At 67.0% G+C, this 24,681-nt stretch carries 23 protein-coding genes; 22 read left to right on the forward strand and 1 reads right to left on the reverse strand.

The features are described from left to right. The first annotated feature begins 7 nt into the window (after positions 1-7). The 9 genes from ruvX to nusB all read left to right on the forward strand — a co-directional run bounded on the left by ruvX (position 8) and on the right by nusB (position 7,733). On the forward strand, positions 8-607 hold the full coding sequence (ruvX, locus tag AC6JAC_RS10595; protein ID WP_028269111.1) for a Holliday junction resolvase RuvX: 600 nt from the start codon (positions 8-10) through the stop codon (positions 605-607). Further along, positions 604-2,313, forward strand: a complete 1,710-nt coding sequence (gene mltG, locus AC6JAC_RS10600) for an endolytic transglycosylase MltG (protein WP_028269112.1) — start codon at positions 604-606, stop codon at positions 2,311-2,313. Before ruvX ends, mltG begins: the two co-directional genes overlap by 4 nt. Continuing rightward, complete coding sequence (locus AC6JAC_RS10605) at positions 2,310-3,170, forward strand: shikimate dehydrogenase (RefSeq protein WP_055803254.1); 861 nt, start codon at positions 2,310-2,312, stop codon at positions 3,168-3,170. The genes mltG and AC6JAC_RS10605 overlap by 4 nt, the downstream gene beginning before the upstream one ends. A 26-nt stretch (positions 3,171-3,196) precedes the next feature. Continuing rightward, a complete protein-coding gene (gene aroC / locus AC6JAC_RS10610) occupies positions 3,197-4,396 on the forward strand; it encodes a chorismate synthase (protein WP_028269114.1) in 1,200 nt (399 codons plus the stop codon). 59 nt (positions 4,397-4,455) lie between these two features. Next, positions 4,456-4,995, forward strand: coding sequence for a shikimate kinase (locus tag AC6JAC_RS10615; RefSeq protein ID WP_051628686.1), 540 nt, complete (start codon positions 4,456-4,458; stop codon positions 4,993-4,995). Continuing rightward, a complete protein-coding gene (gene aroB, locus AC6JAC_RS10620; RefSeq protein ID WP_497964613.1) occupies positions 4,992-6,083 on the forward strand; it encodes a 3-dehydroquinate synthase in 1,092 nt (363 codons plus the stop codon). Before AC6JAC_RS10615 ends, aroB begins: the two co-directional genes overlap by 4 nt. Before the next feature lie 14 nt (positions 6,084-6,097). Continuing rightward, positions 6,098-6,616 (forward strand): tetratricopeptide repeat protein, encoded by a 519-nt coding sequence (locus tag AC6JAC_RS10625; RefSeq protein ID WP_028269117.1) that lies wholly within the window; start codon positions 6,098-6,100, stop codon positions 6,614-6,616. A gap of 143 nt (positions 6,617-6,759) precedes the next feature. Continuing rightward, positions 6,760-7,323 (forward strand): elongation factor P, encoded by a 564-nt coding sequence (gene efp / locus AC6JAC_RS10630; RefSeq protein ID WP_028269118.1) that lies wholly within the window; start codon positions 6,760-6,762, stop codon positions 7,321-7,323. Continuing rightward, entirely contained in the window at positions 7,323-7,733 is a 411-nt protein-coding gene (gene nusB / locus AC6JAC_RS10635; RefSeq protein WP_028269119.1) for a transcription antitermination factor NusB, read from the forward strand. Before efp ends, nusB begins: the two co-directional genes overlap by 1 nt. 143 nt (positions 7,734-7,876) lie before the next feature. Here nusB and AC6JAC_RS10640 read toward each other — a convergent pair whose 3' ends face one another. Next, positions 7,877-9,157, reverse strand: a complete 1,281-nt coding sequence (locus tag AC6JAC_RS10640) for a PrsW family intramembrane metalloprotease (protein WP_028269120.1) — start codon at positions 9,155-9,157, stop codon at positions 7,877-7,879. Positions 9,158-9,413: 256 nt separating this feature from the next. Between AC6JAC_RS10640 and pyrR the strand changes: the two genes are divergently transcribed. The 13 genes from pyrR to AC6JAC_RS10705 all read left to right on the forward strand — a co-directional run bounded on the left by pyrR (position 9,414) and on the right by AC6JAC_RS10705 (position 24,605). After that, positions 9,414-9,998 carry a bifunctional pyr operon transcriptional regulator/uracil phosphoribosyltransferase PyrR gene (gene pyrR / locus AC6JAC_RS10645; RefSeq protein ID WP_028269121.1) on the forward strand — a complete coding sequence of 195 codons (585 nt, stop codon included), beginning with the start codon at positions 9,414-9,416 and terminating at the stop codon, positions 9,996-9,998. Then, positions 9,995-11,044 (forward strand): aspartate carbamoyltransferase catalytic subunit, encoded by a 1,050-nt coding sequence (locus AC6JAC_RS10650; protein WP_028269122.1) that lies wholly within the window; start codon positions 9,995-9,997, stop codon positions 11,042-11,044. Before pyrR ends, AC6JAC_RS10650 begins: the two co-directional genes overlap by 4 nt. Then, complete coding sequence (locus tag AC6JAC_RS10655; protein WP_028269123.1) at positions 11,044-12,426, forward strand: dihydroorotase; 1,383 nt, start codon at positions 11,044-11,046, stop codon at positions 12,424-12,426. Before AC6JAC_RS10650 ends, AC6JAC_RS10655 begins: the two co-directional genes overlap by 1 nt. Next, the gene (locus tag AC6JAC_RS10660; protein ID WP_028269124.1) at positions 12,426-12,947 is read left to right on the forward strand and encodes a PH-like domain-containing protein; all 522 of its coding nucleotides are present in this window, start codon (positions 12,426-12,428) and stop codon (positions 12,945-12,947) included. Before AC6JAC_RS10655 ends, AC6JAC_RS10660 begins: the two co-directional genes overlap by 1 nt. After that, the gene (gene carA, locus AC6JAC_RS10665) at positions 12,928-14,214 is read left to right on the forward strand and encodes a glutamine-hydrolyzing carbamoyl-phosphate synthase small subunit (protein WP_028269125.1); all 1,287 of its coding nucleotides are present in this window, start codon (positions 12,928-12,930) and stop codon (positions 14,212-14,214) included. The genes AC6JAC_RS10660 and carA overlap by 20 nt, the downstream gene beginning before the upstream one ends. Next, the gene (gene carB / locus AC6JAC_RS10670) at positions 14,214-17,513 is read left to right on the forward strand and encodes a carbamoyl-phosphate synthase large subunit (protein WP_028269126.1); all 3,300 of its coding nucleotides are present in this window, start codon (positions 14,214-14,216) and stop codon (positions 17,511-17,513) included. Before carA ends, carB begins: the two co-directional genes overlap by 1 nt. Further along, positions 17,506-18,372: an orotidine-5'-phosphate decarboxylase gene (pyrF, locus tag AC6JAC_RS10675; protein ID WP_497964617.1), complete on the forward strand. Its 867-nt coding sequence runs from the start codon at positions 17,506-17,508 to the stop codon at positions 18,370-18,372. Before carB ends, pyrF begins: the two co-directional genes overlap by 8 nt. 107 nt (positions 18,373-18,479) lie before the next feature. Further along, positions 18,480-18,830 (forward strand): integration host factor, actinobacterial type, encoded by a 351-nt coding sequence (gene mihF / locus AC6JAC_RS10680; protein ID WP_055803235.1) that lies wholly within the window; start codon positions 18,480-18,482, stop codon positions 18,828-18,830. Next, on the forward strand, positions 18,827-19,399 hold the full coding sequence (gene gmk / locus AC6JAC_RS10685) for a guanylate kinase (protein WP_028269129.1): 573 nt from the start codon (positions 18,827-18,829) through the stop codon (positions 19,397-19,399). Before mihF ends, gmk begins: the two co-directional genes overlap by 4 nt. Before the next feature lie 39 nt (positions 19,400-19,438). Next, a complete protein-coding gene (gene rpoZ, locus AC6JAC_RS10690) occupies positions 19,439-19,699 on the forward strand; it encodes a DNA-directed RNA polymerase subunit omega (RefSeq protein WP_011692102.1) in 261 nt (86 codons plus the stop codon). 40 nt (positions 19,700-19,739) lie between these two features. Beyond that, positions 19,740-20,975, forward strand: coding sequence for a bifunctional phosphopantothenoylcysteine decarboxylase/phosphopantothenate--cysteine ligase CoaBC (coaBC, locus tag AC6JAC_RS10695; RefSeq protein WP_028269130.1), 1,236 nt, complete (start codon positions 19,740-19,742; stop codon positions 20,973-20,975). Between the two features lie 80 nt (positions 20,976-21,055). Next, entirely contained in the window at positions 21,056-22,291 is a 1,236-nt protein-coding gene (gene metK, locus AC6JAC_RS10700) for a methionine adenosyltransferase (RefSeq protein ID WP_028269131.1), read from the forward strand. 160 nt (positions 22,292-22,451) lie between these two features. Next, positions 22,452-24,605, forward strand: coding sequence for a primosomal protein N' family DNA-binding protein (locus AC6JAC_RS10705; protein WP_497966802.1), 2,154 nt, complete (start codon positions 22,452-22,454; stop codon positions 24,603-24,605). Positions 24,606-24,681: the final 76 nt, after the last annotated feature.

Consider the following 24,681-nt stretch of genomic DNA (forward strand, 5'->3'; position numbering starts at 1 on the left):
CCGAACCGTGAATGAATCTGCTGCACCCGACGCCTACCCCCGGGGCATCAAACTGGGGGTGGACGTGGGCACCGTCCGTGTGGGCGTTGCCGTCTGCGACCGCGACGGCATCCTTGCCACACCCTTGAAGACGCTCGAACGGAATGCCAAGAAGAACACGGACGTCCGGGTGCTGGCTGCCCTGGCGACCGAGCTGGGCGCCGTCCAGATCTTCGTTGGCCTGCCGCGCACGCTCAAGGGCGAAGAGCACGCTTCGGCCAGGATGGCTACGGACTACGCGGAACTTCTGGCCGGAGCCCTTGCGGGACTCGGGTCAGACATTCCGGTGCAGCTTGTTGATGAGCGTTTGAGCACGGTGACAGCCCACCGCAACCTGCACGAAGCTGGCATGAGCAGCCGGAATCACCGTAAGGTGGTGGATCAGGTTGCCGCCGCAGGAATTCTGCAGCACGCGATCGACATGCAAAAAGCCAGGGGAACGGATGTTGGAAGCCGCGTGTTCGCGGTTTCGCAGACGGGGCTTTCGGGGGACGCCGCAGCGGGAAACGCTGAGCAGGCAGTCTCCGGAAACAATGTGCAATCTTCAGAAAATGGAAGGCTACAGTGAGCCCGGTCAACAGCGGCGAGTCCTCAGGTGAGGAATTCAGTGACTCCGGACGTCAACTGACGCGCAAGGAAATTCGTGCCAGGGAGAAATTCCTGACAACCGAAGGCAATGACGTCGTCCCACCGCAGGCGTTCGAGACACCCGGTGACGAGGCGCAGGTGCCGCCCGCCATGCCGGCGGAGCCGCCGACGGTGCAGCAGCAGGCGGTCCCGCTCCACGACGAACGTCCTGTGCACCCTCCGGAAGCAGTGCACCCCGAGGAAGCCGCGCCCGCTGCGCCGCTCCACCACGAAGAGGCTGTGCACCCCGAGGAAGCCGCGCCCGCTGCGCCGCTCCACCACGAAGAGGCTGTGCACCCCGAAGGCTCCGCGGAGTTCGATGCACATGCCTACGACCCGCACACTGAGCTGCACCCGGAAGCCGGGCACCACGACGCCGGGCACCACGAGTATGTGGAGCACGGCTACGCAGAGCACGGCTACGCTGACAACGCCGCTTACGCAGGGCACCACGAGGACGAGGCACACCATGTCTACGACGACGCCGACGTCTATCCGCCCGCGGAGCACCACGAACATCACGCTGACGAACCCGGCCACCCGCTGATGGCCGGTGCCTCTTCCGTTGGCGTCGCCCCGGCCAAGTCCAAGAAGGTGCGCCGCCGCCGCCGCTGGCTGGCGCTCCTGCTGACGCTTGCGGTCTTCGTCACGGCCCTCGTGGTGGGCGCCCAGTTCCTGAAACCGCTGCTCGGCGCGGACACCATCGCCGATTACCCCGGACCCGGTGCAGGAGAAGTGAACGTGTCCGTGGAGCCCGGCGAAGGCACCAGGTCGGTTGCCACCAAGCTCCAGGACCAGAAGGTCGTGGCCAACGCGGATACCTTCCTGCGGGAGCTCACCGCTTCCGGCGGGACCATTGCTCCGGGGCAATTCCAGTTCCGCCAGGAAATGAAGAACTCCGACGCGGTGGCTGTCCTGCTGGGCAAGGGCGAGGGCAAAGTCATGTACTTCGCCCTGAGCGCGGGACTCCGGATTGGCGAGTCGCTGCAGGCAATTTCCCAGGGATCCGGAATCCCCGTCGCGGAGCTCAAGGCCCTGAGCGACTCCCCGGCGCAGTTCGGGCTGCCGGAGAAGGCCAAGAACCTGGAAGGCTACCTGGCCCCTGGTGAGCACCGTTTCCCGGTGGGTACGCCGGCCAAGGAGATCCTCCAGAAGCTCGTCACCGTTACGACTGACGAGCTGAAGGCGCAGGGGGTCACCGACCCCGCAAAACAGTACGACGTCGTCACGGTCGCCAGCATCGTCCAGGCCGAAGGCGGGCAGGCCGAGTACGGGGATGTTGCCGGCGCCATCTACAACCGGCTCAAGCCGAACAACACCGAGACGGCCGGCCTGATCCAGTCCGACGCCACGGTGACCTACGGGCTGGGAATCAAGAGCTTCCACATCGACGAGGCTCAGAAGGCCGACAAGTCGAACCCCTACAACACGTATGCCAACCAGGGTCTTCCGGTGGGACCCATCGGTTCACCGGGCAAGAACGCCATCGACGCGGCAGCGAAGCCAAAGGCCAACGAGTACATGTACTGGGTGACCATCAACCTGGACACCAAGGAGACGAAGTTCTCCAAGACGCTGGCTGAGCACAATGTGTATGTGGAGCAATACAACACCTGGTGCGCCGCCAATGCGGGACGCTGCACGTGACCCTGAAGGCTGCCGTCCTAGGGCATCCGATCGGCCACTCGAAGTCCCCGGCACTGCATCGGGCCGCGTACGCCCGCCTGGGCGTTGACGTGGCGTATTCCGCCATCGACGTGACCGTTCCTGAGCTTCCGGCATTCATGGCGGCCGTGCGCAACGAGCCAGGCTGGCGCGGACTGTCCGTCACCATGCCGCTCAAGACCGCCATGGTTTCCGAGGTTGACGAAGTCCGCGGAGTGGCAGGCATCCTGGGCGTGGTGAACACCGTGGTGTTTGAAGCCGAAGGCGGTTCCGTGCGCCGGGTCGGCTACAACACCGACGTCGCCGGCATCGTGAACGCCGTGCGGCATGCCGGCGTGGCCGCCGCGCCGTCCGCGGTGGTCCTGGGCGGCGGCGGCACAGCTGCGGCTGCAGTCGCCGCGCTCAAGGACCTCGGCGCACCGTCTGCGGACATTTACGTACGCGACGTGCGGCGGGCGGCGGAAGCCCGGGCCGCGTCCGACGGCGTGGGCCTTCCGGTCCGTATCCTTCCACTGACCGGCGCGGCCGACGCAATGGCCGCCGCCGACGTCGTAATTTCCACCCTCCCTCCCCACGGGGCAGACGCCCTGGCGGAGCAGCTCGCGGGCCTCAGGACCCCGACTCCCGGGGTCCTGCTCGATGTCGCCTACGATCCCTGGCCCAGCCGGATTGCCTCCGTCTGGCAGCACGGGGGAGGATCCGTGGTTCCCGGCCTGGAGATGCTGCTGTACCAGGCGGTGGAGCAGGTGCGGTTTTTCAGCGGCCTCGGCGACGACGTCACGGCCGATGTCATAGATGTGATGTGTGACGCAGTCGGGGCACCCCGACGAGTGTTCTAACCGCCCTACGTGGCAGGATGGATTTTATGTTGCGTTGGTTGACTGCCGGTGAATCCCATGGCCCGGCACTGGTCGGAATAATTGAAGGCGTGCCTGCCGGTGTAGAACTCACCAGCAGCCAGATCGCCGATGCCCTGGCCCGTCGGCGCCTCGGCTACGGCCGCGGTGCCCGGATGAAGTTCGAGCAGGACGTCGTGACCGTGCTTGGCGGCGTCCGCCACGGCATCACGCAGGGCGGTCCCGTGGCCATCCAGGTGGGCAACACCGAATGGCCCAAATGGGAGCAGATCATGGCCGCGGACCCGGTGGCGCCGGAAATCCTCGCCGACCAGGCGCGCAACGCACCACTGACCAGGCCCCGCCCCGGACACGCGGACTTCACGGGAATGCAGAAGTACGGCTTCGACGAGGCCCGCCCTGTTCTGGAACGGGCCAGCGCCCGCGAAACCGCCACCCGCGTAGCACTCGGAACCGTGGCCGCGCAGTTCCTCAAGCAGCTGGGCATTGAGCTTGTCAGCCACACCGTCTCGATCGCCAGCGTGACCGTACCCGAAGGACGGCCGTTGCCGGTTCCGGACAACGTCATTGCCCTTGATGCGGATCCGCTCCGCTGCTTCGACCGGGAAACCTCGGACGCCATGGTGGCCGAGGTCGACGCCGCGCACAAGGAAGGCGAAACCCTGGGCGGCGTGGTCGAGGTGCTGGCCTACGGCCTTCCCCCCGGACTCGGCAGCTACGTCCACTGGGACCGCCGCCTGGACTCCCGGCTTGCCGCTGCCCTCATGGGCATCCAGGCCATCAAGGGTGTGGAGGTGGGCGACGGGTTCCTTACCGCCTCGCGCCGCGGCTCCGCCGCGCACGACGAAATCGTCAAGGACTCCGACGGGCGGATCATCCGCACCAGCAACCGGGCGGGCGGCATCGAGGGCGGCATGAGCATCGGCGACGTCCTGCGCGTCCGTGCCGCGATGAAGCCCATTGCCACCGTTCCGCGCGCCCTGAAGACCATCGACGTGAGCACCGGCGAGGCCGCCAAGGCCCACCACCAGCGCTCTGACGTCTGTGCCGTCCCGGCCGCGGGCGTCGTGGCCGAGGCAATGGTGGCCCTGGTGCTCGCCGAGGCAGTGGCAGAAAAGTTCGGCGGAGATTCGGTCGCGGAGACCGCCCGCAACATCAAGGGTTACCTGGACAACATTCCGGCGTCCCTGGACTCGATCGGCCAGTAGTGCCGGGCAGCATCAGGCACGGCGCTGTGCCACGACGGCCCATCGCCCTCATCGGACCCATGGCGGTGGGAAAGTCGGCGATCGGCCACCAGCTTGCGCAGCAGCTCGGTGCGGCGTTCGTCGACACCGACGTCGTCATCGTGGAAAACCACGGCACCATCGCGGACATCTTCGCCGCCCGCGGCGAGACCGCGTTCCGGGAGATCGAAGCCCGGACCGTGGCGCGGGTCATCGAAGACGCCGGGAACGCCAGCACTGTCATTTCGCTCGGCGGGGGAGCCGTGCTTGACTCCGGCACCCAGCAGCTGCTCCGCCGCTGCACCGTGGTGTACCTCGAATGCGACGCCGACACGGTTTCCGAGCGGATTGCCCGGAATTCGGGCCGGCCGCTCCTGGCAGGTGACGCCATGGGCCGCTGGCGTGCACTGTTTGCCACCCGGCAGCCCGTGTACGAACGGCTTGCCGATCTCGTTTTCGATGTCCGCCACGGAACCGTCGCGGATCTCGGGCATCGGCTGGAAGAGGCGCTGCGTGAGTACGCGGCGGCACAGACCGCGGCGGCGGAGCCAGTGGCCGCAACAAAGGAAGTTGAAAAGTGAGTAGCGAATCAACCGTCATCAAAGTCACCGGCAAGTCTGCCGCTGACAACTACGACGTCGTTGTGGGCCGCGGCCTGCTCGAACGCCTTCCGGAACTGCTGGGGGAGCGGGTCAAACGCGTCCTGGTCATCCACCCGCGGGCCCTGCGGCTCACCGGGGATACCGTCCGCGACGAACTGGCCTCGGCCGGATTCACCGCGCTGACAGCCGAAATCCCGGACGCCGAAGAGGGCAAGCACATCCAGGTGGCCGCCTTCTGCTGGCAGGTCCTCGGACAGAACGACTTCACCCGCTCCGACGCCGTGGTGGCTGTCGGCGGCGGCGCAGTCACGGACCTCGCCGGGTTCGTGGCCGCGACCTGGCTCCGCGGGGTCAAGGTCATCCACATGCCCACCAGCCTGCTCGGCATGGTGGACGCAGCCGTTGGCGGCAAGACCGGCATCAACACGGCCGAGGGCAAGAACCTGGTGGGCGCCTTCCACCCGCCCGCGGCCGTACTCGCCGACCTTGACACCCTCAGCACGCTGCCCAGGAACGAGCTGATTTCGGGGATGGCCGAGGTCATCAAATGCGGCTTCATCGCAGACCCCGCCATCCTGGACCTGGTGGAAAAGGACCCGTCCGCCGTCACCGATCCGCAGTCGGCGATCCTCCGCGAGCTGATCGAACGGGCCATCGCAGTCAAAGCCGACGTGGTGTCGGAGGATCTGAAGGAGACCGGCCGGCGGGAGTTCCTCAACTACGGGCACACGCTCGGACACGCGATCGAGCTCGTGGAACGGTACTCGTGGCGGCACGGCGCTGCCGTGTCTGTGGGCATGATGTTCGCCGCTGAACTCGCCCGCAGTGTGGGGCGCCTCAGCGACGCTGATGCCGACCGCCACCGCGCCATCCTGGAATCTCTCGGACTGCCGATCACCTACCGCCGCGACCGGTGGCAGGGGCTGTTGGACGGCATGCGCCGGGACAAGAAGTCCCGTGGCGACCTGCTGCGGTTCGTCGTCCTCGACGGCGTTGCGCGGCCCGGAATCCTCGACGTTCCGGACACGTCCCTGCTGTTTGCCGCCTACCAGGAGATTGCCTCTTGATGACGACCGACGTCATGATTGATTCCATGGGCGGCACGAGCGAGTGGCCGGATGCGGGGTTCCCGGGTATCAAAATCAACCCGGACACGCTGATGCCGGGAATTGTCAACGAAGAAGTATGTAACCTGGCGCTGCAGGCATCGACCGACCCGGCGGACCGCATCATGGTCCTGCTCGCGGAAGGCCATGCCGCAGACGCCGCGGAGCTCCTCGCCGAGGCACGCTACAACGACCCCGAATCCTTCAGGCTGCGCACGTTTGAAGCCGAAGTCCTTCGCGTGTCCAAGCGTTTTGACCGGGCTGTGGACCTTTTCCGCCAGCTCTTGGGCGAAGTCCAGGGAACCGAGCTGGAGGCCCTGGCGCACCAGCACCTGGGGCGGGCCTACTATGCCGGCGGCAACACCGCAGCGGCCGTCGACGAGTTCGCCAAGGCCCTTGACCTGCGCGTCGCGGGATCTGCCGATGCCGCGCTGATCTACTCATCCACCGTCGCACTGCAACGGGCGCGGAACGTCCTGGAAATGTCGTCCTAGGGGCCCTCGCAGCAGCCCGCCCGCATTACCGGTAGAATGGTTCTTGGATTTTTGACAAACACTCGCTGGCAGCCTTTTGGCGTGCCTGCGTGACATAACCGGCTGGCGGCTTGAAGCGGTCAGATACAAACCAGAGGATACCAGTGGCAACCACAAACGACATCAAGAACGGAACCGTGCTGAAGCTTGAGGGCCAGCTCTGGAACATCATCGAGTTCCAGCACGTCAAGCCGGGCAAGGGCGGCGCGTTCGTCCGCACCAAGATGCGCAACGTCATGTCGGGCAAGGTGGTCGACAAGACCTTCAACGCCGGCCTCAAGATCGAGACTGCCACGGTTGACCGCCGCGACTACCAGTACCTGTACCAGGACGGTGCCGACTTCGTGTTCATGGACACCTCGGACTTCGACCAGCTCACCGTGTCCGCCGAGACCGTTGGCGACGCCACCAACTTCATGCTCGAGAACCAGATGGTGAACATTGCCATCCACGAAGGCACTCCGCTATACATCGAACTGCCGCCGAGCGTCGTTCTCGAAATCACCTACACCGAGCCGGGCCTGCAGGGCGACCGCTCCTCGGCCGGCACCAAGCCTGCCACCCTCGAGACCGGCTACGAGATCCAGGTGCCGCTGTTCGTTGAGAACAACACCAAGGTCAAGGTCGACACCCGCGACGGCAGCTACCTCGGCCGGGTCAACGACTAGTGAGCGCCCGCGGTAAGGCCCGTAACCGGGCCCTGGATGTTCTTTTCGAGGCGGAGCAGCGCTCCCTCTCGGCTTTTGATGTGCTGCGGTCGCGGCGTGAAATAACCGACCAGATCGTCAACCCCTACACCCTTGAAATCGTTGAAGGCGTGGTCTCCCACCAGACCGCCATCGACGAATTCCTGGAGACCTACTCCCAGGGCTGGACGCTGGAACGCATGCCGTCCGTGGACCGCATCATCCTGCGCATCGGTACGTGGGAACTGCTCTATAACGACGACGTTCCCGACGGCGTGGCTGTCAGTGAAGCTGTGGCCCTGGCCAAGACGCTGTCCACGGACGAGTCGCCGTCGTTCATCAACGGCCTCCTGGGCCGGCTGCAGCAGCTGAAGCCTTCGCTGCTGGCGTAGTCGCCCGGTGCCTGGCTGCGGTCGTAACCGCAGCGTTTCACCAATGGAAAGGACCGGTCCCCGCCAAAAGGCGGGGGGCCGGTCTTTTTCGTTTCCGCGCAGCCTGTTTCAGCTCAGCCTGTTTCCGCCCAGCTGGCTACCGCTCAGCGAAGCACGGCGTCCCGCCGTGCCGAGATTTCCGCGAGCTGGCGGTGCTCGTCGAGCTGGTGTGCGGGAACGTCCCGGCCGCTGAGGATCCGCTGCCGGATGAAGGCAAGCTGCGTGGCCGCGTGCAGGAAGGCCTTCATCTGTTGCCCCCGGCCGAACTGCTTGGCCCAGCGGACCGCTGCACGGCGGCCGCCGGCGGTCGCGAGCATGTCCACTTCCGGCGGCGTGAACCACCCCGCGGCCGCATATTCCAGGAGCCGCTGGCGCGTCAGCCGGTTCTCCGCCACGCGCAGCAGGACTATCACGATGACAGCCAGGACGAAGATGGGCACCTGGACCACGATGTACTGGAGCAGGAAGTCCTGGCCCATGCTGTTCCACATGCTGTGCAGCAACATGGCCGGGACCAGGCCGGCGAAGAACGCCACGACAGACATCCCGGTGTGCCAGCGGCGCGCCGCAAAGCCGAGGATCAGCCCCGTGGTCCCGGTAAAGATGGCGTGGGCGAAGGGGGACATCACGCCCCGCAGGAAGAAGACAACCGCGAGGTCCGCGCCCGGAGTGCTGGACTCGGCGATGGCCCGGCCGAAATAGAGGATGTTTTCCGTGAAGGCAAAGCCGCCGGCGATCGTGAAAGCGAACACCACACCGTCCACTGGTCCGTCGAAGTGCTTCCGCGCCAGCAGCAGGAGCAGAAGCAGGCCCAGGGACTTCGCGAATTCCTCCACCACCGGGGCCTGGACCGTGACGGCAAACGTCCTGTAGTCCATGCCGGCGGGCGGCGCCGCGGCCAGTGCAAAGAACGGCTGGATCAGCAGCGTGACGGAAATGGACACCACAGCGCCCCAGAGGAAGGCGAACAGCAGCAGGCGTTTCGGCTCGGGTTCCCAGCGGTCAATAAGGTAGACGGCCAGAAGAACGGCGCCCAGTGGAATCAGGGAGGCGATGAAGCCGATCACGAACCCGGTGACGCCGGTGTTGCCCACCAGGTACGGGAGAACCAGGAAGAGGCTTGCGAAGGCCAGGAAACCGCCGCCGCCCACAAGGCCTACCACCCCCGCACTCGAACGTTTGCGCACGGCGGCCGGCGGCATGACCGTGGTCACCGCAGGCGCGTTGTTGTTCGCGGGTGCCGCACGGTAGAGGCCGGGACGGACCTGGCCCATCCAGGTGGGGTTGGTCTGCTGCGGCAGGTCCCGCCCGGGCCATGGGGGCTGCTGCCCGTTTCCACGGCCGCCGGACGGATCGTGCTGCGGCCAAGGCGCGTTCGATGTCATGGGTCCGAGCCTATGTCCCGCCAACCGCCGCATCCAAGGCAGGCTTTGGTGCGGCGGCGGCGGACTGGAGGCAACCATAGGCAACACCGTGCCGGCGACCAGCCCGGGGCAGCCTCACGGCCCGGCGGATGTGATGTTAAACGCTCTCCGCGCGCCCGGCGGGCAGCCGGGCCGGGATGGCGCGTGTGGTAATTTTGAAGGGCAAATGTTCCTTTTTTAATTCCGTCCCGTGAGGCGGGGAAAGGGGAGACGAGCGTTGACATCAGTCACAGAAGCACCGGTTCCGGCCAGGGTTGTACTCAACTCTGCGGACATTGACCGTGCACTCACTCGTATCGCCCATGAGATCCTCGAGGCCAACAAGGGTTCCCAGGATCTGGTGCTGCTGGGCATTCCGCGCCGCGGCTATCCGCTGGCCGTGCGCCTGGCCAAGAAAATCGCCGCCGCCGATCCCACCGTGGATGCCGCCGCCATCGTGGGCCAGCTGGACGTCACCATGTTCCGGGACGACCTCTCCCACCAGCCCACGCGGCCGCCCTATCCCACGCAACTGCCCCGAACCGGCATCGACAACAAGGTCGTCGTGCTGATCGATGACGTCCTCTACTCCGGCCGGACCATCCGCGCGGCACTGGATGCCATCGTCGACCTGGGCCGCCCGCGCATCGTCCGGCTCGCGGTCATGATCGACCGCGGACACCGTGAACTTCCGATCCGGGCCGACCACGTCGGAAAGAACCTCCCCACGTCCTCCTCCGAAAAAGTCCGGGTCCGGCTTGAAGAGACCGATTCCGTTGACGGCACACCGGTCAACGAAGTGGTCATCGAGGCAGGCGCATGAAGCACCTGCTTTCCACCGAAGACCTCAGCCTGGCCAACGCCATCCGCATCCTCGACACGGCCGAGGAGATGGCCGCGGTGGGGGAACGCGAGGTCAAGAAGCTCCCGGCCCTGCGGGGCCGCACCGTGGTGAACCTGTTCTTCGAGGACTCCACCCGCACGCGCATCTCCTTCGAGGCCGCCGCGAAGCGGCTGTCGGCGGACGTCATCAACTTTGCCGCCAAGGGATCCTCCGTCTCTAAGGGCGAATCCCTCAAAGACACGGCGCAGACGCTGGCCGCCATGGGGGCAGACGCCGTCGTCATCCGCCACTGGGCCTCCGGTGCGCCGCACCGGCTGGCCGCCACGGACTGGATCGACGCCGCCGTCATCAACGCCGGTGACGGCACCCACGAACACCCCACCCAGGCGCTGCTGGATGCCTTCACCATGCGGCGGCACTGGGCACAGCTCCACGGGACGCCGTCCGCGGGGGCTGACCTGAAGGGCATGCGGGTGGCCATCGCCGGTGACGTCCTGCACTCCCGGGTGGCCCGGTCGAACGTCTGGCTGCTCCGTACGCTCGGCGCGGAGGTCACGCTGGTGGCGCCGCCCACGCTGCTGCCCATCGGCGTCGGGCAGTGGCCCTGCAGCGTCAGCTACGACATGGACGAAACCCTGGCGAAGGGCGTGGACGCCGTGATGATGCTGCGCGTCCAGGGCGAACGGATGAACGCCTCGTTCTTCCCCACAACGCGTGAATACTCCCGCCGCTGGGGCTTCGACGACAACCGCCTCCGGGCCCTGGACACCCTGGGACTGAAGGACACCATCATCATGCACCCCGGCCCCATGAACCGGGGCCTTGAAATATCGTCCGCCGCCGCGGACTCTCCCCGTTCCACCGTGCTGGCACAGGTCCGCAACGGCGTATCCGTCCGGATGGCCGCCCTGTACCTGCTGCTGTCCGGGGACACCCGGGAACCGGCAGCCACCGCCTCTTCCGGCACAGCCTCTTCCAGCACCGCATATTCCAACGCCGCCCATTCCACCAAGGAGAGCCACTGATGGCACACGAACAACAGGATGCAGCCCGCACCGGGTCATACCTCATCCGCGGCGCGGCGATTCTCGGCGGCGCAGCCCAGGACCTCCTGATCCGCGACGGCATCATCACCGGACGCGGCACCGACTTGGCCGGCAGCGACGCGGCTGACGGCGCCACCGTCATCGAAGCCGCCGGCCTGGTGGCCCTGCCCGGCATGGTGGACATCCACACGCACCTCCGCGAACCCGGACGGGAAGACGCCGAAACGGTGGAGACCGGCACCCGCGCCGCCGCCCTCGGCGGCTACACGGCCGTGCACGCCATGGCCAACAGCAACCCCGTCGCGGACACCGCAGGCGTGGTGGAACAGGTGCACACCCTGGGACGCGCCGCCGGCTGGGTGGACGTCCGTCCCGTGGGCGCGGTCACCGTCGGCCTCGCCGGCGAACAGCTGGCCGAGCTCGGCGCCATGGCCGATTCCCGCGCCAAGGTGCGGGTGTTCTCCGATGACGGCATCTGCGTCCACGACCCCGTGCTGATGCGCCGGGCCCTCGAATACGTCAAGGCGTTCGACGGCGTGGTGGCCCAGCACGCCCAGGAACCCCGGCTCACCGCCGGCGCCCAGATGAACGAAGGCGACGTCTCGGCAGTCCTCGGACTGACGGGCTGGCCCGCTGTGGCCGAGGAAAGCATCATCGCCCGTGACGTCCTGCTGGCCCAGCACGTCGGGTCCAGGCTGCACGTCTGCCACGTCTCCACGGCAGGTTCGGTCGAGATCATCCGCTGGGCCAAGGGCCGCGGCATCAACGTCACCGCCGAAGTGACCCCGCACCACCTCCTCCTGACCGACGAACTTGTCCGCAGCTACGATCCCGTCTACAAGGTGAACCCGCCGCTGCGCACGGACTCCGACGTCCAGGCGCTCCGCGCGGCCCTGGCAGACGGCACCATCGACGTCGTCGGCACGGACCACGCCCCGCACCCGAGCGAACACAAGGAATGCGAATGGGCGCAGGCGGCCATGGGCATGACCGGCCTGGAAACCGCACTGTCCGTGGTGCAGGCGACCATGATCGAGACCGGCCTCATGGGCTGGGAGGACTTCGCCCGGGTCACCTCCACCGCTCCCGCCGTCATCGGACGGGTGGCCGACCAGGGACGTCCGCTGGAGGTGGGCGAACCCGCGAACGTCACACTGGTGGACCCGGCTGCGCGCTGGACCGTGGACCCTTCTAAGATGGCAACCATGGGCCGTAACTCTCCGTTCGCCGGAAGGGAACTCCCGGGCAAGGTTGTGGCGACGTTCTTCAAGGGTCATCCCACCGTCCTGAACGGCGAGCTCAATACCCCGTACCGTCACGGATCCCACCCGGAAACAACCGGTCCGGCGGGCGCCAACTGATGGACAACAAAGCCCTCACCCTGGTCATCACGCTGCCGCTCATCGCGCTCGTGCTGGCCATGATCGGCGCCGGCTGGCGGAGCCGCCTGCGGCGCCAGTCCGACGTCGAACAGTTGCCCGCGGTGCCGGCGGAACTGAGCCTGCCGCTTGCCGCGGCCGACGGCCAGTACGTCGCCACCACCACGGCGGGGGATTGGCTGGACCGCATTGCCGTTCAAGGCCTGGGAATCCGCACCAACGCCGAACTGACCGTCCACCCCGAAGGCGTGCTGTTCGAGCGGTCAGGTGCCGGACCGGTCTTCATCCCGGCCGGCAGGCTCACCGGAGTCCGGCAGGACAGCGGCATGGCCGGCAAGTTCGTCGAGAAAGACGGACTCCTGGTGCTCAGCTGGACACTGGGCGGCCGTGAACTGGACACCGGATTCCGGACCCGGCGCGCCGCCGACAAACCGGCCATCCTCGACGCCTTTCAAGAATTGATCTCCGCAGCCCCTCAGGCAGATGCCGATAGTGGAAAGTAACAACGTGACAGAAACCCAAGTAACAGCAAACGCAGATACTGCACCTGAACAGGGAACGTCGGCGCCCGCCGTGCTGGTGCTCGAGGACGGCCGCTTCTTCCGCGGCAGCAGCTACGGCGCCACCGGCACCGCCCTGGGCGAGGCGGTCTTCGCCACCGGCATGACCGGCTACCAGGAGACCATCACCGATCCCTCCTACGCCCGCCAGCTGGTGGTCCAGACGGCACCGCACATCGGCAACACCGGCGTCAACGCCGACGACGCCGAGTCCCGCCGCATCTGGGTGGCCGGCTACATTGTCCGCGACGCTGCGCGCCGGCCCTCCAACTGGCGCTCCGAGCGGTCCCTCGACGACGAACTCGTGGAACAGGGCATTGTGGGTATCCAGGGCGTCGACACCCGGGCCATCACCCGGCACCTGCGCGAACACAAGACCATGCGCGCCGGGATCTTCTCCGGCGACGCGGCCCGGGCCACGGACAAGGAACTGCTCGACGCCGTACTGGCCAGCGCGCCGATGGAAGGCGCCCGCCTCGCCGAGGAAGTCAGTGTTGACGAGGCCTACATCGTGGAACCGAAGGACTGGGGCTGGGACGGCGAGCCGCGCTTCAGCATCGCCGCAATCGACCTCGGCATCAAGCGCATGACCCCCATCCGCTTCGCCGAGCGCGGCGTCCGCGTCCACGTCCTGCCGGCGACGGCCACCCTGGCCGACGTGAAAGCGGTCAACCCGGACGGATTCTTCATGTCCAACGGTCCGGGCGACCCCGCCACGGCCGACAACCAGGTCAAGCTGCTCCGCTCGGTGCTGGACGAGAAACTTCCGTACTTCGGCATCTGCTTCGGCAACCAGATCCTGGGCCGGGCCCTCGGCTTCGGCACGTACAAGCTCCGCTACGGCCACCGCGGCATCAACCAGCCCGTGATGGACCGCCGCACCGGCAAGGTGGAGATCACCTCGCAGAACCACGGCTTTGCCGTGGACGCCCCGCTCGACGGCGCCACCCAGGCCCCCGAGGAACGGTTCGGCCGCGTCGAGGTCAGCCATGTGAGCCTCAACGACGACGTCGTGGAAGGCCTTTCCTGCCTGGACATCCCCGCCTTCTCGGTTCAGTACCACCCCGAGGCCGCCGCCGGGCCGCACGATGCCGCCTACCTTTTTGACCGCTTCATCGAGCTGATGGCGGACACCAAGAAGGCTGCCGCCCCCTCCGCTGGCGCCGACTCCAAAACTTCCACCGAATCCAAGACTGAGGACAAGAAGTAATGCCCAAGAGAACTGACCTTAAGAGCGTCCTGGTCATCGGTTCCGGTCCGATCGTGATCGGCCAGGCCGCCGAGTTCGACTATTCCGGCACCCAGGCTCTCCGCGTCCTCAAGGAGGAAGGCCTGCGCGTTATCCTGGTCAACTCCAACCCGGCCACCATCATGACGGACCCCGAGTTCGCCGATGCCACCTACGTGGAGCCCATCACCCCCGAGGTGGTGGAAAAGATCATCGCCAAGGAACGGCCGGATGCGGTCCTGCCCACCCTGGGCGGCCAGACGGCCCTCAACACCGCCATCGCGCTGGACAAGAACGGCGTGCTCGAAAAGTACAACGTGGAACTGATCGGCGCGAACATCGCCGCGATCGAACTCGGCGAAGACCGCGAAAAGTTCAAGGGCGTTGTGGAACGCTGCGGTGCGGAGTCAGCCCGCAGCCACATCATCCACACCATCGACGAGGCCCTGAAGGCCGCTGAAGACCTCGGCTACCCGATGGTCGTCCGGCCCTCCTTCACCATGGGCGGCCTTGGCTCCGGCCTGGCCTACGACGAGGGCGACCTCCGCCGGATCGTCGGCCAGGGCCTGCAGTACAGCCCCACCAGCGAGGTGCTGCTCGAAGAGAGCATCCTCGGCTGGAAGGAATACGAGCTCGAGATGATGCGGGACAAGAACGACAACGTGGTGGTTGTCTGTTCCATCGAGAACTTCGACCCCGTGGGCGTGCACACCGGAGACTCCATCACGGTGGCTCCCGCCCTGACCCTCACGGACCGCGAATACCAGCGCCTGCGCGACATCTCCATCGCGGTCATCCGTGAAGTGGGCGTGGACACCGGCGGCTGCAACATCCAGTTCGCCGTCGAACCGGACACCGGACGCGTCGTCGTCATCGAAATGAACCCGCGCGTCTCCCGGTCCTCGGCGCTGGCCTCGAAGGCCACGGGGTTTGCGATTGCCAAGATCGCCACCAAACTGTCCCTGGGCTACACCCTGGATGAGATCCCGAACGACATCACGCAGAAGACCCCGGCGTCGTTCGAACCGACGCTCGACTACGTCGTGGTCAAGGTTCCGCGGTTCGCGTTTGAGAAGTTCCCGGCAGCGGACCCGACCCTCACCACCACCATGAAGTCGGTGGGCGAGGCCATGGCCATGGGCCGCAACTTCACCGAGGCACTGCAGAAGGCGCTCCGCTCCCTCGAGCAGAAGGGCTCGCAGCTGGACTTCAGCCACGTTCCCGAATGGGAAGTCCCGGAGCTGATCGAAAAGTCCAAGCGGCCCACCACCGAACGCCTGCACCAGGTGCAGCGCGCCCTGCTGGGCGGCGCCACGGTGGAGCAACTCTTCGAAGCCACCAAGATCGACCCGTGGTACCTGGACCAGCTCCAGCTGCTGAACGAGATCTCGCAGGAAATCCGCAAGTCCACCGCCCTGACCCAGGAGATGCTGCAGCGCGCCAAGCGCCACGGCTTCTCCGACGAGCAGATCGGCGCCCTCACCAACAACCAGGAGGCCGTGGTCCGCGGCGTCCGCCAGGCGCTGGGCATCCGCCCGGTCTACAAGACCGTGGACACCTGCGCCGCCGAGTTCGCCGCCTACACCCCGTACCACTACTCGTCCTACGACGAGGAGGACGAGGTGGCGCTGCACTCCAAGCCGTCCATCATCATCCTGGGTTCGGGCCCCAACCGCATCGGCCAGGGCATCGAGTTCGACTACTCCTGCGTGCATGCCTCCATGGCGCTCCGCAAAGCCGGCTACGAGACCGTCATGGTCAACTGCAACCCGGAAACCGTCTCCACCGACTACGACGTCTCCACGCGCCTTTACTTCGAACCGCTGACCCTCGAGGACGTCCTTGAAGTCATCGCGGCGGAGGAGCGCACCGGCGGCGTCATGGGCGTGTTCGTCCAGCTCGGCGGCCAGACCCCGCTCAAGCTCGCCCAGCAGCTGGCCGACGCGGGCGTGCCGATCCTCGGCACGTCACCGGAAGCGATCGACCTCGCCGAACACCGCGGCGCATTCTCCCGCGTGCTGGACGAGGCCGGGCTCATCTCGCCCAAGAACGGCACCGCAGTGTCCTTCGAGGACGCCAAAAAGATCGCCGACGAAATCGGCTACCCGGTCCTGGTCCGCCCGTCCTACGTGCTGGGCGGACGCGGCATGGAGATCGTCTACGACGAGCCCAACCTCTCCCGCTACATCGCCAACGCCACCGAGATCACCACCGAACACCCGGTGCTGATCGACCGGTTCCTGGAAGACGCCGTCGAAATCGACGTCGACGCCCTCTACGACGGAACCGAAATGTACCTCGGCGGCATCATGGAGCACATCGAAGAGGCCGGCATCCACTCCGGCGACTCCGCCTGTGTGCTGCCTCCGATCACGCTCGGCAACAACGTGATCGAGCGCGTACGCACCGCCACCCTGGCCATCGCCGAGGGCGTGGGCGTCCGCGGCCTCATCAACATCCAGTTCGCCCTGGCCTCCGACGTCCTGTACGTCCTCGAAGCCAACCCGCGGGCCTCCCGCACGGTGCCCTTCGTCTCCAAGGCCACGGGCGTGCAGATGGCCAAGGCTGCCGCGCTGATCGGCACCGGCGTGACCATCAACCAGCTCCGCAGCGCCTACAAGATGCTGCCGGAAACCGGTGACGGCTCCACCCTGCCGTTCGACGCACCCGTCTCGGTCAAGGAAGCCGTGCTGCCCTTCAGCCGCTTCCGTACCCCGGAGGGCAAGGTTGTGGACTCCCTCCTCGGCCCGGAAATGCGCTCCACCGGCGAAGTCATGGGCATCGACAAGCACTTCGACACGGCTTTCGCCAAGAGCCAGGCAGCCGCCAACAACGCGCTGCCCACCGAAGGGAAGATCTTCGTCTCCGTGGCCAACCGGGACAAGCGCTCGGTGATCATGGGCGTCAAGCGCCTCTCCGACCTCGGCTTCGAGATCGTCTCCACCGGCGGCACCGCGGACGTCCTGCGCCGCAACGGCATCCAGGCCACCCCGGTCCGCAAGGTCGCCGAAGGCAGCAGCGCCGAAGGGGAAGGCACCATCGCCGACCTCATCATCGCCGGCGAGATCGACATGGTCTTCAACACGCCTTCCGGCGGGGAAGCCCGCATCGACGGCTACGAGCTGCGCGCGGCGGCAACGTCCATCGGCATTCCGTGCATCACCACGGTGGCCGAGTTCAACGCGGCCGTCCAGGCGATCGAAGCATTGCGCACCTACGAATGGTCGGTGACCAGCCTGCAGGAGCACGCTGAGAACCTGAAGGCCCTGCAGAATGGCTGAGCAAGCGGCAGCAATGACGGCCGGCCGGGAGTCCTTCGGCTCCCGGCTCGGCCGGGCCATGGCGGACCGCGGTCCGCTGTGCGTGGGGATCGATCCGCACCCGGCGCTGCTGAAGGCCTGGGGACTGAACGACGACACCGCCGGCCTGGAGCGCTTCTCGCTCACGGTCGTGGAGGCAGTGGGTTCGCTCGCTGCCGCCGTGAAGCCGCAGGTGGCCCTCTACGAACGCCACGGCTCGGCCGGCATGGCCGTGCTGGAACGCACCCTCGCAGCGTCTGCCGATGCGGGCGTGCTGACCATCGCCGACGCCAAGCGCGGGGACATCGGCTCCACCATGGCTGCCTACGCCGACGCCTGGCTCCGGGACGGCTCTTCGCTGGCCGCGGATTCGGTGACCCTGAGCCCCTACCTGGGCTTCGAGTCGCTGCGCCCGGCCCTGGACCTTGCGGCCGAATACGGCCGCGGCGTCTTTGTCCTGGCCCTGACGTCCAACCCGGAAGGCGCCTCCGTCCAGCACGTCGGCGGCGCGGATTCCGTGGCCCGCCGGATCACCGAGGCGGCGGCTGCTGAAAATCTCCGGTACACGGGCGCGCTGGGCTCTGTGGGCCTGGTGGTTGGCGCCACTGTGGGTGGAGCGCTGGCGGACCTGCAACTGGACCTGGCGGCGGTACGCGGAATCATCCTCGCGCCGGGGCTCGGAGCCCAGGGCGCCACGGCCGCGGATCTGCGGGCAACGTTCGGTGCCGCCTATTCGCAGGTCCTGGGCACCTCAAGCCGGGACATCCTCTCCGGAGGGCCCTCCGTTGGCGGACTCCGGGAGGCCGCCCTGCGCACCTTGGAGCCCCTGCTGACCAGCTGATCCATCGATTTTCGCGTCCATTGATTTCTGCGCCAGGCAAAGGGTAGGTTCGGAGGACTCCCGGGACCTTTGCCTTGGATCCGACCGACGATATCGGGGTGACTTGAGTGAGCCTGCGGCCCCTGACAGACCAGGAACGCGCGGAAGCGCTGGGTAAGGCGGCGGCCGCCCGGGCGGCCCGGGCGGAAGCCAAGGAACAGCTAAAGCTTGGAACGCTCACGGTGGCTGAGCTCCTCGCCTCCGGGGACGGTGATTCCGCCATCGCGCGGATGAAGGTTTCCGAGATGCTGGAGGCGTTCCCCGGTGTGGGCCGTGTCACGGCCGCTGCCATCATGGACGAGCTGGGCATTGCCGTATCCCGGAGGCTGCGGGGGCTCGGCATTCACCAGCGCCGGGCGCTGGTAGATTTTATGAACGAGAATCACGTCCATCCGAATAACGCCCAAAGGAATATGTGAGCAAGAAACCGGGACTGACAGTCCTCGCCGGTCCGACGGCTGTTGGTAAAGGCACCGTGTCCACCTACATCCGGGACAACTATCCCGAAGTCTGGCTTTCCGTCTCGGCCACCACCCGGGCTCCGCGCCCGGGGGAGCAGGACGGCGTTCACTACTTCTTCAAGTCGGCCGAGGAATTCGACGCCCTGGTGGCCGACGGCGAACTGCTCGAATGGGCCGTGGTCCACGGCCGCAACCGGTACGGCACGCTGCGCAGCACCGTGGACGCGGCCATCGCCGATGGCCGTTCGGTGCTGCTGGAGATTGATCTGCAGGGCGCGCGCCAGGTCAAGCAGGCCGTCCCGGAAGCCCAATTCGTGTTCCTCGCCCCGCCTACCTGGGAGGAAATGGTCCGCCGCCTGGTGGGCCGCGGCACGGAATCAGCCGAGGAACAGCAGCAGAGACTGGAAACCGCTAAACTAGAACTTGCCGCTGAGCCGGAGTTCGATCACACCGTCATCAATGATGACGTTCGACGCGCAGCGGACGAGCTTGTTTCACTCATGGGGCTGACCCCGCACCCGCACTAGCCGCAGGGTCGGATCGGCCCGTTAGAATTTGGAGAATTCGTGTCCACGAACCTTGAAGGCATCATCAACCCGCCGATCGACGAGCTGCTGAAGGCAGCTGATTCCAAGTACGGCCTGGTGATCTTCGGTGCCAAGCGTGCACGTCAGATCAACGCATACTACGCCCAGCTGCACGAGGGCCTGTTCGAATACGTTGGCCCGCTGGTCGACACCAAGCTGAACGAGAAGTCGCTGTCCATCGCCCTGCGCGAAATCAACGAAGGCAAGCTCGTTTCCACGCCGATCGAACCCGCAGAGTAGATCTCCTTACACAAAAAGACTGCCTGTTGACGGAGGTCACGTGCGCATAGTCCTCGGAGTCGGGGGAGGGATTGCCGCCTACAAGGTGGCATCGCTCCTCCGGCTTTTTACTGAAGCCGGACACAACGTCACGGTGATCCCCACGGAGGCGGCCAACCGCTTTGTTGGCGTGGCCACCTGGGAAGCCCTGTCCGGGAACCCGGTCAGCAACAGCGTCTTCGACGACGTTCCGTCGGTCAACCATGTACGCCTGGGGCATGAGGCCGACCTCATCGTGGTGGCCCCGGCCACGGCGGACCTCCTGGCGCGTGCCGCCGGAGGCCACGCCAACGACCTCCTCACCAACACTCTCCTGATGGCCAGCGGCCCGGTGCTGATGGCCCCTGCCATGCACACCGAAATGTGGCTGCACGCTGCCACCCAGGCCAATGTGGAAACGCTGCGCAGCCGGGGCGTAACGGTCCTTGAACCCGCCAGCGGCCGGCTCACCGGCTCCGACTCAGGCCCCGGCCGGCTGCCGGAGCCCGAGGCTATCTTTGCCGCCGCGCTGGCCCTGATGCAGGGCAACGCCGTTCCCGGGCAGCTGCCGCTTGCCGGGCGCACCGTCACCATCAGCGCGGGCGGCACACGGGAACCGCTGGACCCGGTACGGTTCCTCGGCAACCGCTCGTCCGGAAAACAGGGAGTGGCACTTGCCGTGGCAGCCCGCGACGCGGGCGCGAGCGTCCGGCTGCTGGCCGCCCACATGGACGTACCGGCTCCCGCCGGCGTCGAAGTGGTCCGGGTCGAAACTGCGCTGCAGCTCCGGGAAGCGGCGCTGCGCGCGGCAGCCGATTCCGACGTCGTCATCATGGCTGCCGCCGTGGCGGACTTCCGGCCCGCCGAGGTGTCGGACACCAAGATCAAGAAGCGGGATGACACCGCCGATCCAGTGATCAACCTGCTCCGCAACCCGGACATCCTGCACGAACTCGTGGAGGTCCGCGCGGCGGGCAGGCCCGGTCAGCTGATTGTGGGTTTTGCCGCGGAAACCGGCGACGCCGAGGGGGACGTGCTGGACCACGCCGAGGCCAAACTCCGGAAGAAGGGTTGCGACCTGCTGGTGGTCAACCACGTGGGCGAGGGCCTGGTGTTCGGCCAGGACAACAACTCCGTGGTCATCCTTTCCCGCACCGGCTCCGAACCACAATCGGCATCCGGCTCGAAGGACGAAGTTGCGGCGGCCGTCATTGACCGCATCAGCTCCGAGTTGAGCCGCGTATTCCCACGAGCTTGAACGGCCGGCGTGTGCAAGGCCTCCTTAGCAGGGGGACACATGCCGAGGCCTGACCGATTCCCAACCAGTAAGGTAGTTGAGTGACTTTACCGCTGCACATTCCCGCATCCCATGGCGCGACGCCGCCATCCCTTCGTCTCTTCACGTCGGAGTCCGTGACTGAAGGCCATCCGGACAAGATTTGCGACCAGATCAGCGATGCGATCCTGGATGCCCTGCTGGCGAAGGACCCCGAGTCCCGCGTGGCAGTGGAGACGCTGGCCACCACCGGACTGGTGCACGTAGCGGGCGAAGTCACCACAGACGCCTACGTGGAGATCCCGCAGATCGTGCGGGAGACCATCCTAGGGATCGGCTACGACTCCTCGGCCAACGGGTTTGACGGTGCACGCTGCGGCGTCTCCGTCTCCATCGGCCAGCAGTCCAACGACATTGCCGGCGGCGTGTTCAACTCCCTGGAAGCCCGCGAAGGCCGCCAGGAAGACGACTACGACCTCCAAGGCGCCGGCGACCAGGGCCTCATGTTCGGCTACGCCAGCGACGAGACGCCGTCCTACATGCCCGTGCCGATCTGGATTGCGCACCGCCTCTCAGAGCGCCTCACCGAAGTGCGCAAGAACGGCGAACTTCCCTACCTCCGCCCGGACGGCAAGACCCAGGCCACGATCGGCTACGACCGCGACCGGCCGGTCTCCGTCGAAACCATCGTGATCTCCAGCCAGCACGCGGAGGGCGCCAGCCTCGAGCAGCTGCGCGCCGACCTTGCCACGCATGTGATTGACCCGGTGCTGGCGGCAGCCAACCTGGACATCTCGCGTACCCGCAACATCCTCAACCCCGCCGGAGCGTTCGTGATCGGCGGCCCCGTGGGCGACGCCGGCCTGACCGGCCGCAAGATCATCGTGGACACCTACGGCGGCATGGCGCGCCACGGCGGCGGTGCCTTCTCCGGCAAGGATCCTTCCAAGGTTGACCGCTCCGCGGCCTACGCGATGCGCTGGGTGGCCAAGAACGTGGTCGCTGCCGGACTTGCCAAGCGGGCCGAGATCCAGATTGCCTACGCCATCGGCCAGGCACGGCCCGTGGGCACGTATGTCGAGACCTTCGGCACGGAAACGGTGGATCCCGAGCGCATCAGCGCGGCTATTTCGGAAATCTTCGACCTCCGTCCGCGTGCGATCATCGATGCGCTGGACCTCAAGCGGCCCATCTACGCAAAGACTGCTGCGCACGGACACTTCGGCCGCGACGATCCCGACTTCACCTGGGAACGCCTTGACCGCGTGGATGACCTCAAGGCTTTCTTCAACGCCTGAGGGCCGCCACCGGAGTCAATGTCGGTGCCGTGTGTTTGGCTGTAGCAGGGCCCCCATTCGGGCGGCCCTGCTACTGTGCTTTCCGGCTGGTGGAGCATTGCTCCACCGCACCGGACCCATGACCACCACAACTGGCAGATGCTGAACGGAGACTGGTCCCATCGCTTCCTTTCCGGGTGAGGCAGCCGCCGCCGAAGAACCCTTCCAGCTGTCACTCCTCCAGGGGTTCCCGGCCGCCCGGACGCAGTCTTCCGGCGGTCCTCCGCTCGCGCCGTCGCTGCCCGTAGCCAGAGTGCTTATCGAATCCTCACTGCCCCATCTGGACCGGCCCTTCGACTACAGCGTGCCGGCCTCGGTCGACGACGCCGCGCAGCCGGGTGTGCGGGTCAAGGTCAAATTCAACGGCCAGGAGCTCAGCGGCTACATCCTTGACAGGGTGGCTGATTCCGACGCCGGGCACGTGCTCGTACCGCTCCATAAAGTCGTGTCTGCCGTGCAGGTCCTCACGCCGGAAATGGCCGCGCTGGCCGGCACTGTGGCAGCCCGCTACGCCGGAACCGTCAGCGACGTCCTGCGCGTGGCCATCCCGCCGCGGGTTGCCAAGCTTGAGAAGGAGCTGGCCACCGAGGGAAAGCTCTCCGCAAGCCCTCAAATGACGGAAGCCGCTGCGGACGCGGAGCCGGAGGCGTCCCGCATTCCACACCCACCCGGGCACTGGTCCCGCTACGTCAACGGGACGGCCTTCCTCCGGCACCTCGCTGCGGGCGAGTCGCCGCGCGCGGTGCTAAGCGCGCTCCAGGGTTTCGGCCCTGCCGGCTGGCCCGAGCTCATTGCCGAAGCCGTGGCGGCCGTCCGTGCCGCGGGCCGTGGCGCGGTGGTGGTGGTTCCGGACCAACGCGACCTGGACCGCGTCGAGGCCGCCCTGGCGCGGCTGCTTCCCCGGGAAGACATCGCCCGGCTCACTGCCGACGACGGGCCGACGCCCCGCTACCGCAGCTACCTGCGGGTGTTGACCGGGAACGCGGGCGTCGCGGTCGGCACCCGCTCTGCGGCCTATGCCCCCGTGCACAACCTTGGCCTGGTGGTGTGCTGGGACGACGGCGACGACCTCCACATCGAGCAGCGGTCGCCCTACGCCCACACCAGGGAGGTCTTGCTCCTGCGCGCGGAGCAGGAGGGCGCAGCGTGCCTGCTGGCGGCGCACACCCGCAGCACCGAACTGCAGCGCCTGGTGGACGCAGGCTGGGCCCGGACCGTGGAAGCCGCCCGCCCGGAGGTCCGGAGGACTGTACCGCGTGTCCTGAACACCGCGGACAGCTTTGAACAGGAACGCGACCCCCTCGCCCGGATCGCCAGGCTGCCGGGGGCGGCCTGGCGCGCCGCCAAGGAAGGCCTGGAACGCGGCCCCGTCCTGGTGCAGGTGGCCCGCGCCGGCTATGCGCCCTCGCTGGTCTGCGACTCCTGCCGGGAACCTGCCCGGTGCACGGCCTGCAGCGGGCCCCTGGCTATTGCCGGCGCCGCCGGATCGTCCGCCGTACCGCAGTGCCGCTGGTGTTCCGCGCCGGCGCCGGCCTGGCGCTGCAGCCACTGCACCAGCCCCAGGCTCCGCCGCTCCGCCACCGGTGTGCTGCGGACCGCGGAGGAGCTGGGCCGGGCGTTCCCGGGCAAACCCGTCATCACGTCGTCGGGCGACCACGTCAAAGCCACCGTCCCGGACACAAGAGCCCTCGTAGTGGCCACCGTGGGAGCGGAACCTGTGGCGGCTGGCGGCTATGCCGCCGCACTGCTGCTGGATGGGGACTCCTTGCTGCGCCGGGAAAACCTCCGCGCAGGGGAGGACGCCGTACGGCGCTGGTTCAACGCCGCGGCCCTCGTCAAGCCTGCCGCTGAGGGGGGCCTCGTGGTGATCACCGCGGACGACGTCGCCGGGGTGGGCGCGCTGCTTCGCTGGGACGCCAGCGGGTATGCGCAGCGCGAATTGTCATTGCGGCAGGAGCTCCAGCTGCCCCCGGCGGTGCGGGTTGCCTCGGTGACCGGCGGCCGGACCGCCGTCGGGCACTTCACCGAGGCCATTGAGCAGAGCCTGGCCCGGCAGGGCATTACCCTGCGCATGGCTGGTCCGGCGCCCGTGGTGCTGTCGAATGCACGGGCAGCCAGGCAGGAGGCCGGCGAGGACGTCCGGACGCTGCTGTTCATTCCCTATGCACAGGCGGCGGAAGCAACGCGTGCGATGCGGGCCGTCAAGGCCGCGGCGGCGGCACGGCGCAGCGACGATCCCGTCCAGCTCCGGCTTGACGGCGTGGACGTGCTCTAGCTGATGTGCTCCAGCCGACGTGCCCTGGTTGTGTCCCGGCTGACGGCGAACTGCGGCTAAGGAGCTTCCGCCGGGG

This window comes from Arthrobacter sp. KUASC02 (genome assembly GCF_059739395.1).